The organism is Paeniglutamicibacter kerguelensis (assembly GCF_017876535.1).
Classification (GTDB): domain Bacteria; phylum Actinomycetota; class Actinomycetes; order Actinomycetales; family Micrococcaceae; genus Paeniglutamicibacter; species Paeniglutamicibacter kerguelensis.
In genome coordinates this window covers 621027-633952 of the sequence record NZ_JAGIOF010000001.1, presented here as the reverse complement: position 1 = coordinate 633952, position 12926 = coordinate 621027, and the positions used below count along the sequence as shown (strand labels likewise).

Genomic DNA, 12926 nt, shown 5'->3' with positions numbered 1-12926 from the left:
CATTTAACCTACGCTTAGGTAACTTACGTATTCTTTGGTAAGAATGCCTCTGTGAACAACATGGCCAATCCCCTCAAAGAAGATTCCGCGACCGACAGCACGCTGATCCACCCATGGCGGCGCTACGTGGCCCTGGGCGATTCCTTCACCGAAGGAATCGGCGATGTTGATCCAAGCAGCCCCGGTGGCTACCGCGGGTGGGCAGATCGAGTGGCCGAACAACTCAGCCGCGGGGTCGAGGACTTCGCCTACGCGAACCTCGCAATCCGCGGCCGTCTCATTGCCCAGGTTTTCGACGAGCAGGCGGGCCCGGCACTTGAGCTCAAGCCGGACTTAATCAGCCTGTGCGCCGGCGGCAACGACGTCATTCGCCCCGGCGGGGATCCGGACGCCATCGCCGACAAACTCGATGCACTCATGCGGATTCTTGCGACCTCCGGCTCAACCATCCTGCTTTTCACCGGCCCGGACATCCGCGACACCCCGGTATTGGCCGGCATCCGAGGCAAGGTAGCGATCTACAACGAAAACGTTCGCACGATCGCCGCCCGATACGACGCAGTCGTGGCAGACATGTGGTCCCTGCGCGAATTACACCAGCCGCACATGTGGTCCGAGGACCGCCTGCATTTCTCGCCCCTCGGACACCACACGATCGCGGCCATGGCCCTTGACGCGCTGAACGTTTCGCATGACCTCCAGCAAGCCCGACCCGGTGAGGCCGAAACCAAGAACTGGCGCGAGGCCCGCCGAGAAGACCTGATTTGGGCCCGCACCCACTTGGCCCCCTGGGTGCTGCGTCGGATCCGCCATCAATCTTCGGGCGACGGCATCACGCCCAAGCGCCCCTTGGCCGTTCCGTTCAGCGACCACACGCCCGGTTCATCGCTTGGAACCGGTTTGATGGACTAAACATCTCGCCGAGAAACCGATCCATTCGTCACAAATGAAAAACGGTTGGCGAAAATCGTCAGTTTCACGACCGATCGATGCTTGACTAGCACCTACGGGCCAGCGCGATGGCCGAGGATACTGCGGTGGACACCGCGACAGGACGGCAACGATGATTTTTGCAGGCACGACAACCACCGACGACATTCCGCCGGAAGTCCTGGAACAAATGGGGATCGAGGACGCTGTCGACTTTGGATACGTGGACCCAGAACTGGCCGGCTATCCCGGCGGGTTGGGTTTCATTTTTGAATCATTCGACGTCATCTTCGGAATCGTCGCGTTGCTCGTCCTCGTGGGCTTCATATTCACGGCTTTCATTTGGGTCCGAAATTACAAGGCCGGCAAGAACGCTGGGCTGGATCCGTTCACACTGCAAACCGAATTGGCGGTCCGTGCTGCCAACTCGGAGATGCTGGCACCTAAGAAGACTGTTGAACAGAAATTGATTGAACTGGACGGTCTTTTGGCTCGCGGTCTCATCACGCGTGATGAGCACACGCAGGCCCGGCTCAAGGCTCTGGGCGACTAGTTTTGGACCAACAAAGACGCATGGCCCGGGTTGAAGAATGGATCTTCAACCCGGGCCATATGTCTTTAGGCCCTCAAAGGCCTTCTGCGAGTCAGATCCCTAGGAGAAAATCTGTTCCGCAAGTGCATCGCCGAGCTGCTCGATATCGGTCAGGAACCCGTCGTGCCCGATCGGCGAGGTGATGTAGCGGACCTCCACCGGGTTCGGCAGGGCCTTCGCCAGGCGTTCCGATTGTTCGGGCCAGTACAGGCGATCGGAATCAACCGCTGAAACGAAGAAATTCACCGAACTGAGTCGTGCCAGTGCCGTCTGGACGGAACCATGCCCCCGACCCACGTCGTGGCTCATCAAGGCCTCGGTCAGCACCAGGTAGCTGTTGGCGTCGAAGCGGCCCACCAGCTTGCCGGCTTGGTGGTCCAGGTAGCTTTCCACCTGGTAGCGCCCGCGGTTCAGGTTCGCGGAGCCAACCGGCGCCTCACCTTCCTGTGCGGCGCGGCCGAAGCGCACCTCGAGCTCGGGTTCGGCACGGTAGGTGATGTGAGCGATCCTGCGGGCCAGGCCGAGCCCCGCCGAGGGGAGATTGTCGTTGGCGTAGTAGTCGCCGCCGGCAAAGTCCGGGTCAAGGCGGATGGCCGCACTCTGTGCCTGGGCAAACGCAATCTGTTCCGCCGAGGATTCCGCGGTAGCCGCAACCACGACGCAGTTCTTCACGCGCTCCGGGAACTCCACGGCCCATTCCAGCACCCGGGCCCCGCCCATGGAACCGCCGAGCACCGTGTGCCAGACCTTGATGCCCAGGGCATCGGCCAGGCGCGCCTCGAGGCGCACGGAGTCCTTGATGGTGGTGAAGGGGAAACGCGAGCCCCACGGCTTGCCGTCCGGGTCCAGGCTGGCCGGTCCGGTGGATCCCGAGCAGCCGCCGACCATGTTTGCCGAGACCACAAAGTAGCGGTCGGTGTCCACGGTCTTTCCCGGGCCCACAAAGCCGTCCCACCAGCCGGGCTCCGTTGAGAGGCCGCGTGCAACGTGCGAGTCCCCGGTCAGCGCGTGGGCGATATAAACCGCGTTGGACGCGTCTTCGTTGAGCGTCCCCCAGGTTTCAAAGCCCAGCACCACGTCCGGAAGCACGCCGCCGGTTTCAAAGGTGTATTCACCCGTGCGGAGGTGCCGAAGGATCCCGTCCGGGGCATAGTCCAACGTCTGGGCGGTTTCGGCGTCGTAAAGCACCACGTCAGTCTCCACGCTCAACGAGTTACACCCTGCAGTTCAACCTCGGCCAGCGAGGCGACTGCCTCAAAGCCGGCCCGGAGGTCGGCAATGATGTCGGCAACGTTTTCAATGCCCACGCTCAGGCGCACCAGCCCCGGGGAAACACCGGCCGCGACCCGCTCGGCCTCGGTGAGCTGCGCGTGGGTGGTGGAGGCCGGGTGGACCACCAGCGAGCGGACGTCGCCAAGGTTTGCCACGTGGGAGTGCAGCTTCAGCGCGTCAACGAAACCTTGGCCGGCCTCGAGGCCGCCGGAGATTTCGAAAGCAACAATCGCCCCGATGCCCTTCGGGCCGTACTTGCGGCCGCGCTCGAACCACGGGCTCGACTCGATGCCGGCGTAGTTGACCGACTCGACCTGCGGCTGCGCCTCAAGCCAGTTGGCGACCTCCACGGCGTTGGAGACGTGGCGTTCGATGCGCAGCGACAGCGTTTCCAGGCCCTGGGCGATCAGGAACGCATTGAACGGGGAAACGGCCGAGCCCAGGTCGCGCAGCAGCTGGACGCGGGCCTTGAGGATGTAGGCAAGGTTGGCGCCGAGGATGCCGTCGACACCCAGGTCGCGGCCGAAGACCAGGCCGTTGTAGGACTCGTCCGGGGTGTTGAAGCCCGGGAACTTTTCCGGGTCGGCGGCGAAGTCGAAGTTGCCCGAGTCCACGATGACGCCGGCGATGGCCGTGCCGTGGCCGCCGAGGTACTTGGTGGCCGAGTGGATCACGATGTCCGCACCCCATTCGATGGGACGCACCAGGTACGGGGTGGCAAGTGTGTTGTCGACGATCAGCGGGACGCCGGCCTCGTGGGCGATGGCCGAGATCGATTCGATGTCCAGGACGTCCTGGCGGGGGTTGGATACGACCTCGCCGAAGAGTGCCTTGGTGTTCGGCTTGATCGCGGCGCGCCAACCCTCGAGGTCGTCGGGATCGGCAACAAAAGTGACCTCGATGCCCAGCTTGCGCAGCGTGTGCTTGAACAGGTTCTGCGTTCCGCCATACAGGCTGGGGCTTGCCACGATGTGGTCCCCGGCCTCGGCGAGGTTGAGGACCGCGAAGGTCGTGGCGGCCTGGCCCGAGGCCAGCAGCAGTGCACCGACGCCTCCCTCGAGGCTGGCGATGCGCTGCTCCACTGCGTCTTGGGTGGGGTTACCGATGCGCGTGTAGATCGGTTCCAGTTCCTGGAGCGCGAAGCGTGCGGCCGCGCTTTCCGCGGTCGGGAACACAAAGGCAGTGGTTTGGTAGATCGGCAGGGCCCGCGCGCCGGTGGTGGCGTCGGGCTCCTGGCCCACGTGGATCTGACGAGTTTCGAATGACCAGTCGTTTGACATCGTTCTCCCCTTCAAAGGAATCAAGGGGTATGCCCGTAACAGACACCTGTGGCGTCGTATGTTACGTAGGGGGCATGCCCGCGCTTGTCCTGCATCCTTGTGACGCAGGGCCTGGTCTTCACCCGGGGCACCCCACCGCGGTGGAGGGTTGCCGTCCAGCAAGCCGGGGCTTGTTGCTGGAACTCATGACCTTGTAAATCAGTCTGGCGCACGGAATTGCGGGCGCGCAAGATCATCTCAAAATATGACAATGCCGAAAAAGCGGAGCGGCGCCCCGATCTCGACCATGAAACCACCAGCCAAACTCAAGTTAGGCAATCCTAAGTCGAGAGCTAGATCACATCGTGCCATGATGGGGGCATGATGAGGTTGGACCATGTAACTTACGCTTGTGGACCCGACGGCCTCGCGGCAACTGCCGCTCGGATCGGCGCGGCCCTTGGACTCGAATCTGTAAAGGGCGGTATACACCCACGATTTGGCACCCGCAATGTCATCTTCCCGTTGCTGAATGACCAGTACCTCGAAGTTGTCGAGGTACTGAACCACCCGTCATCGGACAAGGCACCGTTCGGCCAGGCCGTTCGCGCCCGTTCCGAACTTGGTGGCGGCTGGATGGGCTGGTGCGTTGCGGTTGATGACCTGGCACCGGTCGAGGCACGCCTGGGCCGTGGCTCGGTGCCGGGAAACCGGAAGTTCCCCGATGGACAGGAACTGACCTGGCGCCAGATCGGCATCAACGGTTTGATCGCCGATCCGCAGGTCCCCTACATGCTGCGTTGGGATGACGGGACAGAAAACCTGCACCCGTCGAAGGCCCTGACGCCCGTCGGCAAGATTTCGTCGATCAGCATCGCCGGATCGAGCGAACGCGTCGCAGACTGGCTCGGACAGCCCGAGCAGTTGCCCGTCGGCGAAGTCAAGGTCGACTGGCAGGCACCCAACGGGACGCCGGGAATCCTTTCGGTGACCTTCGAAACCCCCAAGGGTTCCATCACGCTCTAGATGATTGATTCCAAGGGGTGACAGCGCAGGCAAGGGTGTCCAGACTCGAATTACTACCCGTATCGACCTTGGACGGTTCCGATGGACAACGACCTGGACACCCTTGCAACAGCACTGTACGCCTCGACGGACGACTTTTTGAAGGCCAATCCGCAGTTGCTTCCGTGGCGTCCGGCGGTCGGTTTGCAGCCGAGGATCACCGACGCGGAACTGGTCACCGTGTCCGTGCTCCAGGCCTTGCTGGGCTTCACCTCGGAACGCCGCTGGCTTCGCCATGCGAGGGCTGACCTCTGCGAATGGTTCCCACACCTGCCCGAGCAATCCGGCTACAACAAGCGCCTGCGGCACTTGGGAGAAACCCTCCAAGCCGTGATTGCCTACCTGGGCCGGGACACCGGCCTGTGGGCCGATGGCATCTGGGTGGCCGACTCCACCCCCGTCGAATGCGGGCGCTCCCGCGAGACGGCGCACCGCTCCGAGCTGGCGGGGTTCGCCGAATACGGGTACTGCGCCTCGCATTCACGCTGGTTCTGGGGCCTGCGCCTGCACCTGTTGTGCACGCTGTCCGGGCTGCCGGTGGGTTTCGCGTTGACCGGCGCGAAGGCCGACGAACGCGAAACCCTGCTGGGGATCCTGGACTCCATGCCCGCCGGGATCGGGGCCGGGCAAGTGATCCTGGCGGACAAGAACTACTACGGCAGGATCTTTGAACAGGACCTGGCCGAGGCCGGCATCGTCCTGGTGCGGCCCACCCGGCAGGGCGAGCGGCGACGACCGGGCAAGGAATTCCTGAAGCCATTGAGACAGGTCATCGAGTCAATCAACGACACACTCAAGGGCCAGCTGGACCTCGAATCACAAGGCGGGAGAACCATTGCCGGGGTCACCGTGCGGGTCCTGCAGCGGATCCTTGCCCTGACCGTGGTGATCTGGAACAACCAAAACACCGGCAGGCATCCGCTGCGCTCGTTGACCGCGTACGACCACTGATCCCTTGGAATCAATCATCTAGGCAATCACCCATTCAAACCAACAACCGCGGGGTTGTGGCGAACCGGACCTTCCGGATTCACCACAACCCCGCGGTTTTTGGTATCTCGTTGCTATCTCAAGCGGAGGCCTCAGGTTCAACGGATTGCCGCACTTCGTCTTTCAATACTTCAAGGTGCCGCACCATCATCGATGCGATGACCATGAACAGCCCTCCGATATACAGGACCTCTTGAAGGGCTTCGGCGACGTACCTGAACACTCCGGGGTAAGCGGGCCCGATGTCCTGGAGGTGAAGAACCCCCCGAGGTTCCGGTTAGAGCAAAGACCGCACCGACCAGGACCATGCTCAAGCCCAGCCGGAACAGGACCCTTGAGTTCATGTTGATTGGCATCGCACTTTCCCTATTTCCCCCGTCGTCGCGACAGGAGGCCTGAACTCCACTGAAGTTTTCGGTATACGAATCGGCCGACCGCATCGTCATTCCTGTTCCGAGACCGGATGCGGTCGCTGTTCCCTGCGGATTCCCGCCACGGCTTCCTCGGCCGATTTCACCACGAAGGATCCCGCCAGCAGGAACAAGCCCCCGTAGAACGAGCCTTGTTGAAGTACGTACACGGCATCTCCGATCATCCCGAGCGGCAGTGGGTAGCCAATGACATTGAAGGCCCAGTTCATCAGCGGGGACACCACGATGTTGAATACCAGCCCGATGATTCCCAGGATCAGCCCCACCCCGAACATTCTTTGAGAACTCATTGCGGTGGGCACGTTTGGCTCCTGCCGGTCGGCTTCCTTCCGCCACCGTCCGGCATATGTGGACAAGGGCAGGAAGGAGGTGGCTTTGCGCTCAGCCTAACAAAGACCTCATTTTCCGCAAGCCACTCAAACAGTCTGATCAAACAGTTATTTACGATCCAACACCAATGGCCGAACCCAAGAGTGCATAACCGACGAAACCGGCGATATCCAGGAATGCATGCGCGATGACCAGCGGCATGACCCGGCCCCGCCGGGAATACACGTAGCCGAAGACGACGCCCATGGCGACGTTGCCGATAAACGGCCCGAACCCCTGGTAGAGGTGGTAGCTGCCGCGCAGCACCGCGCTGGTGAAAATGATCTGCCACTTGCCCCAGCCAAGGCGCCCCAACCGCTCGAAGAGGTACCCCACGACGATGACCTCTTCCAGGATCCCGTGGCGGATCGCCGAAAGGACCAGGACGGGAAGAGTCCACCAATAGTCGTCCAATGCGGCAGGGACGATGATCGTGGTCAGCCCCAGCGCGCGGCCGACCGCATACACGCCGAGCGTTCCGAGGCCCATGGCCAGGAACAGGCCGGCACCCCAGCCAAGGTCCTTGAACGGCTTCGTGAGGTCAAAACCCAACCTTGCAAAGGGGTTGCCTCCGGGCAAGCGCCACAGCAGGTAGAACACCAGCATGACCGGCACCAGGGCAAAGAAGATGTCCAGGAGTTGGTAGGTGAGGTCGAAGTACTCGCGCTTGTTCAGGGAATTGTTCAGCGTCGTCGTCTGCGAACCCAGGGGTGCGCGGGTCATCTTGTCGATGAGGTTCACGATCGAGTACACGCCCGATTGCCCCAGGGAAAGACCTAGCACTATCAGCAGCTCGATCTTCAGCGCCTTGCGCGTGGTGCCGTCCGGGTTGCCGGCCGGTGGCATCGCGGGTTCGATGGGTTGGTTTTGCTCCACTGACCTTTGATTCATGTTCCCGATCCTACTGTGCCGCGCCGCATCAACACCCCTACGTTGACCTGCAAGGATAGTACCGTGATCCGAGTACCGCTGCCCCGTGAAATCGCCCTCGCCCAATCTCTCCATCCGGGTCCCGCGTGGGAATCCGGCCACGTCAACGTGGGCGGCCAATTCCATGTGGTGCTCGTCGCCGAAAACGAGGCGGTGCTGCGGATAAGCCGCACGCGTGCCGCCGCGCTGGAGATGCAGCGGAGGGTGGACCTCGTCGAGGCATTGGCACCCAGGCTCGGATTCGAGCTGCCGACGGCGCTCACCCCCGTGTGGCACGGAAACGACTGCTCCGCGGTGGTCCAGCGCTATGTCCCCGGCAGCGCACACGCCCCGCACCGGGGCGATGCCGCGGCGCTGCGGAGGCTGGTGGAGGAACTTGCGGGCATCGACGTGGCTCCGCTGGCCGGCCTGTTGGCACGGCCCTTTGCGTTCAACGGCCCATGGACGGCCGTGAAAACCGCCGCAACGCTGCGGGCGCTGCCCACGGAACTGGTCGCGGATGCAGAACTGGTGCTGGCAACCATCGCCGGCTTCGCCTCGATCCCGCCGGCGCTTGTCCACGGCGACCTGGCCGGACACAATGTGCACTGGCTCGACGGCAGGCTCGTTGGCGTGCTGGATTGGGACCTGGCTGCGGCCTGGGACCCGGCGCTCAACAGCGCCTACCTGGGTCTCTGGCATGGCGAGTCGATGCTGGACCTGATGGCGCCCACCGCGCAGGAAGCCTGGCGGGCACGCGTATGGCTCGGCGCCATGAGCCTGGAAAGCATCTACAACGTCGGCCTGGCCAACGACCCTGCACAGCTCGAGGCGATGGTTGCCAGGGTTGCCGGCCGCATCCGGCGCGCCGCGGCCGCGGCGCGGTCCTAGCGCCCGGGCAACGCCGCGGGGGCGATGATCACCGGGATGCCCGCCGATTCGAGCTCGTGCTTTTGTTCGGCGGTGATGCCCTCGTCGGTGATCAGCGCGTTGAACGTGGCACGGGTCAGCGCCGCGAAGGCGCTGTGGCCGATCTTGGAGGAATCGCACACCAGGTAGCTGCGCCGGGCCCGGCGGATCATGAGGTCGTTGATCGAGGCCTCGAACTCGTCGGACACGGTGGGGCCGATGTGGGCCTCGAGGCCGTTGATGCCCACGAAGGCGATGTCCAGGGTGACCTTTTCCAGCGCCTGTTCGGCAAAGGGGCCGACCAGTTCGTAGGACCGGGGGTTCAGCACTCCCCCGGTCACCATGACCTTGACGTGTGTCCGCACCGCCAGCGACGAGGCGATGTTCACGGCGTTGGTGACAACCGTGAACGTGGTCCGGCCGGAGTCGTTGACCAGGTCGCGCCGCATTCCCAGCTGGGTGGCGATGGCGCTGGAGGTGGTTCCGCCGGAGAGGCCGACGACCATGTCCTGCTTCACCAGGCCCGCGGCGAGGACCGCGATCGCGTGCTTCTGGACCGCCGCACCTTCCTTTTGGTAGCGCACCGGAAGGTCGTAGGCCACGGAGTTGCTGACGGCCCCGCCGTGGGTGCGCGAGAGCAGGGAGGCCGCGGCCAGCGAGTCGAGGTCCCGCCGCGCGGTGGCGGGCGAGACCTCCAGGCGCCGCACGATTTCGTCGACCTCGATCTGTCCGAATTCGGAGAGGAGCTCCAGAATCGTGCCCTGTCGTTCTTCGCGTTTCATCGTGGATACCTTCCCGTCGTCCGGCGCTTAGCCGTGGTTGGAGTCAATGCGGGCATCCGGCGTGGAGCGCAACGGCCTTGCGGTGCCCGGACCGGCGACCCCTGCGGTGGCGGTTGCCGCGGCACCCTCCGGGGAGGTCACCGTGAATTCTGGCAAGGCAGAGGTGGACATGGGATTTTACTTTACCGCTCCGGCGGTCAAACCGCCGATTAGTCGCTTCTCAATGAGCATGAACAGCGCAATCACCGGGATGATCGCGACGATGGAGACGCCGAAGACGTACTGCCAGGCCGTGGAGTACTGGCCAACGAACTTGGTCAGCGCCACGGACAGCGGCTGGTTCTCCGCGGTGGAGAGAATGACAAGCGAGGCGGCGAACTCATTCCAGCAGGCCACGAACGTGAAGATCACGGCCGTCACGATGCCTGGCCACACCAGCGGCAGGTTGATCTTGAACAGCACCCGCAGCTTGCCGGCGCCGTCGATCTGGGCTGCCTCGTCGATTTCCTTGGGCACCGAGGCGAAGAACGAATGCATGATCCAGACAGCGAAGGCCAGGTTGAAGGCGGCGTTGATCAGGATCATCGCCAGCCACGTGTCGTACAGGTCCATGGCCAGCATCTGCTTGAACAAACCGGCGGTCAGCACCGCGGGCTGCAGCATCTGGGTGACGATCACCAGGAACATGAACGCCAACTTGCCGGGGAACTTGAAGCGGGCGGTGTAGTAAGCGGCGGGGGTGGCCACAAGCAGCACCAGCACGGTGGCGCACAGCGAAATCACGATCGTGGAAATGAGGTTGTAGGCCACCGGCGTCTCGGGGGTGTCCCACATGGTCATGTAGTTTGACCATTGGGCGCCCTCGCGCGGGAAGTAGCTGGGCGGGACGGCGAGGATCTCGGCGCGGGTCTTCAGCGAACCGACGAACATGACCGCATACGGAATCATGAAAATCGCGGCAACGGCCAGCCCGGCGATCATGCGCCAGATGACGGTCTTGCGGGAGGCGCGGTCTTCGGTAGTCAGGATCGACATGGCTTTCCTAGACCTCCTTCATGGGCTTGACGGTCTTGACGTAGATCGCGACGATCACCAGGACGATCGCGAAGTTCACCACGGACAGGGCCGAGGAGATGTCCAGGCGCCTGTCGAATTGCAGGACCTTGAAGATGTAGGTCATCAAGGTGTCGGCGCTGTAGCCGGGGATCGACCCGGTGATGATCTTCAGGATCGGCAGGTTGTTGAACACGTTGATGATGTTGATCAGCACGGCGACGGCAACGGCGCCGCGCAGCTGGGGCAGGATCACCGAGATGTAGGTGCGCCAGCGTCCGGCGCCGTCCATGCGGGCGGCTTCCAGCGTTTCGTTCGGAACGGCTTGGAGCCCGGCCAGGATCGTGTAGGTGGTGAACGGGACCGAAACGAAGATGGCGATCACGATGGCAACGGCCATCGCGGGGACGGCGTTCTTGGTGAAGCCGAAGCCCTCGTCAAGCACCCCGATGTCCACGAGGAACTTGTTGAAGATGCCGTAGTTCGGGTCCATCGAGTAGTAGAAAACCGTGGTGGTCATGACGACCGAGGCAGCCCAGGGGACGATGACGGCCATCCGCACCAGGGTGCGTCCGGGGAACGGCTTGTTCAGGAACTGGGCCAGTGCCAGCGAGATGACAACGGTGAGCGTTACCACGACGACCACCCAGACCACGGTGTTCAGCAGGATGCGTGGCAGGTTGGGGTCGGCGAAGACCTTGGCGAAGTTGTCGAACCCGACGCCCTTCAGGTCGGTGCCGACCTGGGAGATTTTCCGTGTGGAGTTGTAGATCATGTACCCGGCAGGGAACACCACGATGGCAAAGATCAGCAGTAGCGCCGGCCCGATCCAGGGCAGCGCAGCAAGGAATGAACCGCCTTCCTGGGCAGATATGCGCTTTGCCACGCGCTTCTGTGCTGTTGTGACGCTCATGGGGGTGTGCTCCTGCGTTACTGGGATTTGCGGGTCTGTGGTCCAAGCGAAACGGGGCTCACCCTCGAGGTGGCGGTGAGCCCCGTTTTGCTTGTGTGGTTGATCGCTGCCGCAAGGGACCCGTAGTTGAACCCGGGCGACATGGATCGGTGGTGCTACTTGGCTGCGTCGGCCTTGGCCTGGATTTCCTTCAGGACATCCGCTGCCGACTTGCCCGTGGCAATCTGGCCCATCAGTGACTTGAACGCACCGTCGGTGGCGTTCCAGGCAGGGTTGGTGGTCGGGTAGAACACCGCGTCGGGCAGCATGGCCAGGAACGGCTTGAGGGTTTCATCGCCGGCCATCTTCTCCGAGCCCGACGTGGTGGTCGGCAGGAAGCCTTCGGTAGAGACCCAGTTGGAGTAAACGTCGGCGGAGAAGAAGTAGTCCATGAACTTCTTGACCGCAGCGGCCTTGGATCCGTCGTTCTTGAAGGACATCAGGCGATCGGCAACACCGAGGGTTGCCGGGGCGCCGGTCTTGGTGGCAACAGGTGCGATGCCGTACTCAAGGGAAGGGTTTTCCTTCTTGATCTGGCCAATGGTCTGCGGCAACCCGTATGCGAAGCCGATCTTGCCCTGGATGAAGGTGTTCAGCATCGGGGTGCGCTGGGTGGCGCCCGGATCCTTCTGGGTGACCCCGTCCTTGATCATCTTCTGCATGAAGTCGGTGGCCTCGAGATTCACCGGGGTGTTGACCTCGATTGCCGTGGCGTTGCCGAAGTTGCCGCCGTTGCCGGCGAACCAGATCATCGATTCGCCCTGGGCTTCCTCGTTGCCCAAAGGCATTCCGTAGCCTGCGGACTTGGTCTTTTCGCCCACGGCCTTGGCGGCGTTGTAGAGCTCGTCCCAGGTCTTGGGAACGTCCGCGACGCCGGCTTCCTTCATGAGCGCCTTGTTGTAGAACAGCGCGCGGGCCGAGGCGATCAGTGGCAGGCCGTACTGGGTGCCGTCGACCTTCTCGTTCTCGGCGAAGGAAGGATGGAAGTCGGCGATGGTTGCCTCGGAGGCAATGTCGGTGGCCGGCGCCAGCAGGCCTTCGGCCGCAAACTCGGCGAATGCGCCGCCGTTGTAGATGTCCGGAGCCTTGTTGCCCTGGATCTTGGTCTTCAGCACGCCTTCAATGTTTTCCCAGGACTGCATTTCAAGGTTGACCTTGACGTCCTGGTTGGCTGCCTCGAAGTCCTTGATGACTTTTTCCCACAGCGCCTTGGTGTTGTCGCCGTAGCTCGGAACCATCATGTCCAGGGTGGTGACGGCGCCGGCTGCTGCGCCGGAGGAGCCGCTGGCCGCGCTGCCAGTGGTTGATCCCCCGCCAAAACCGCAAGAGGTCAGCAACAGTGCTGCGGCGGCCGCGCCTGCGACTACCGCTCCTCGGAGATTGTGCTTCTTCATTGATCCTCGTTCCGTGAGG

At 62.9% G+C, this 12926-nt stretch carries 14 protein-coding genes and 1 riboswitch; of the genes, 5 read left to right on the top strand and 9 right to left on the bottom strand.

Annotated elements, in window-relative coordinates; all coding sequences use genetic code 11:
• The first annotated feature begins 60 nt into the window (after window positions 1-60).
• Window positions 61-912 carry an SGNH/GDSL hydrolase family protein gene (locus JOF47_RS02820; RefSeq protein WP_210001352.1) on the top strand — a complete coding sequence of 284 codons (852 nt, stop codon included), beginning with the start codon at window positions 61-63 and terminating at the stop codon, window positions 910-912.
• 151 nt (window positions 913-1063) lie between these two features.
• Entirely contained in the window at window positions 1064-1483 is a 420-nt protein-coding gene (locus JOF47_RS02815; protein ID WP_245356228.1) for an SHOCT domain-containing protein, read from the top strand.
• A 99-nt stretch (window positions 1484-1582) separates the two neighbouring features.
• On the opposite strand, the gene metX is transcribed toward JOF47_RS02815, so the two are convergent.
• Both metX and JOF47_RS02805 read right to left on the bottom strand, forming a co-directional pair.
• Complete coding sequence (gene metX, locus JOF47_RS02810; RefSeq protein WP_342592847.1) at window positions 1583-2725, bottom strand: homoserine O-acetyltransferase MetX; 1143 nt, start codon at window positions 2723-2725, stop codon at window positions 1583-1585.
• Between the two features lie 2 nt (window positions 2726-2727).
• Window positions 2728-4074: a bifunctional o-acetylhomoserine/o-acetylserine sulfhydrylase gene (locus JOF47_RS02805; protein ID WP_209995819.1), complete on the bottom strand. Its 1347-nt coding sequence runs from the start codon at window positions 4072-4074 to the stop codon at window positions 2728-2730.
• Between the two features lie 75 nt (window positions 4075-4149).
• A riboswitch (SAM riboswitch) is annotated at window positions 4150-4265 on the bottom strand.
• A gap of 169 nt (window positions 4266-4434) precedes the next feature.
• On the opposite strand from JOF47_RS02805, the gene JOF47_RS02800 reads away from it, so the two are divergent.
• Entirely contained in the window at window positions 4435-5079 is a 645-nt protein-coding gene (locus JOF47_RS02800) for a VOC family protein (RefSeq protein ID WP_209995816.1), read from the top strand.
• Between the two features lie 81 nt (window positions 5080-5160).
• Window positions 5161-6069, top strand: coding sequence for an IS982 family transposase (locus JOF47_RS02795; RefSeq protein WP_209995814.1), 909 nt, complete (start codon window positions 5161-5163; stop codon window positions 6067-6069).
• 481 nt (window positions 6070-6550) lie between these two features.
• On the opposite strand, the gene JOF47_RS02790 is transcribed toward JOF47_RS02795, so the two are convergent.
• Entirely contained in the window at window positions 6551-6829 is a 279-nt protein-coding gene (locus JOF47_RS02790; RefSeq protein ID WP_209995812.1) for a hypothetical protein, read from the bottom strand.
• Between the two features lie 151 nt (window positions 6830-6980).
• Window positions 6981-7754: a CPBP family intramembrane glutamic endopeptidase gene (locus tag JOF47_RS02785; protein ID WP_210001348.1), complete on the bottom strand. Its 774-nt coding sequence runs from the start codon at window positions 7752-7754 to the stop codon at window positions 6981-6983.
• A 108-nt stretch (window positions 7755-7862) separates the two neighbouring features.
• On the opposite strand from JOF47_RS02785, the gene JOF47_RS02780 reads away from it, so the two are divergent.
• Window positions 7863-8708 (top strand): phosphotransferase family protein, encoded by an 846-nt coding sequence (locus JOF47_RS02780; RefSeq protein ID WP_209995810.1) that lies wholly within the window; start codon window positions 7863-7865, stop codon window positions 8706-8708.
• On the opposite strand, the gene JOF47_RS02775 is transcribed toward JOF47_RS02780, so the two are convergent.
• The 5 genes from JOF47_RS02775 to JOF47_RS02755 form a co-directional block, all read right to left on the bottom strand.
• A complete protein-coding gene (locus tag JOF47_RS02775) occupies window positions 8705-9508 on the bottom strand; it encodes a DeoR/GlpR family DNA-binding transcription regulator (protein ID WP_209995809.1) in 804 nt (267 codons plus the stop codon). The two genes, JOF47_RS02780 and JOF47_RS02775, sit on opposite strands and share 4 nt — an antisense overlap.
• 27 nt (window positions 9509-9535) lie before the next feature.
• On the bottom strand, window positions 9536-9679 hold the full coding sequence (locus JOF47_RS02770; protein ID WP_209995808.1) for a hypothetical protein: 144 nt from the start codon (window positions 9677-9679) through the stop codon (window positions 9536-9538).
• Between the two features lie 6 nt (window positions 9680-9685).
• Window positions 9686-10543 carry a carbohydrate ABC transporter permease gene (locus tag JOF47_RS02765; RefSeq protein ID WP_209995807.1) on the bottom strand — a complete coding sequence of 286 codons (858 nt, stop codon included), beginning with the start codon at window positions 10541-10543 and terminating at the stop codon, window positions 9686-9688.
• 7 nt (window positions 10544-10550) lie between these two features.
• Window positions 10551-11474 (bottom strand): carbohydrate ABC transporter permease, encoded by a 924-nt coding sequence (locus tag JOF47_RS02760; RefSeq protein WP_209995806.1) that lies wholly within the window; start codon window positions 11472-11474, stop codon window positions 10551-10553.
• A gap of 155 nt (window positions 11475-11629) precedes the next feature.
• A complete protein-coding gene (locus JOF47_RS02755) occupies window positions 11630-12907 on the bottom strand; it encodes an extracellular solute-binding protein (protein WP_209995805.1) in 1278 nt (425 codons plus the stop codon).
• Window positions 12908-12926: the final 19 nt, after the last annotated feature.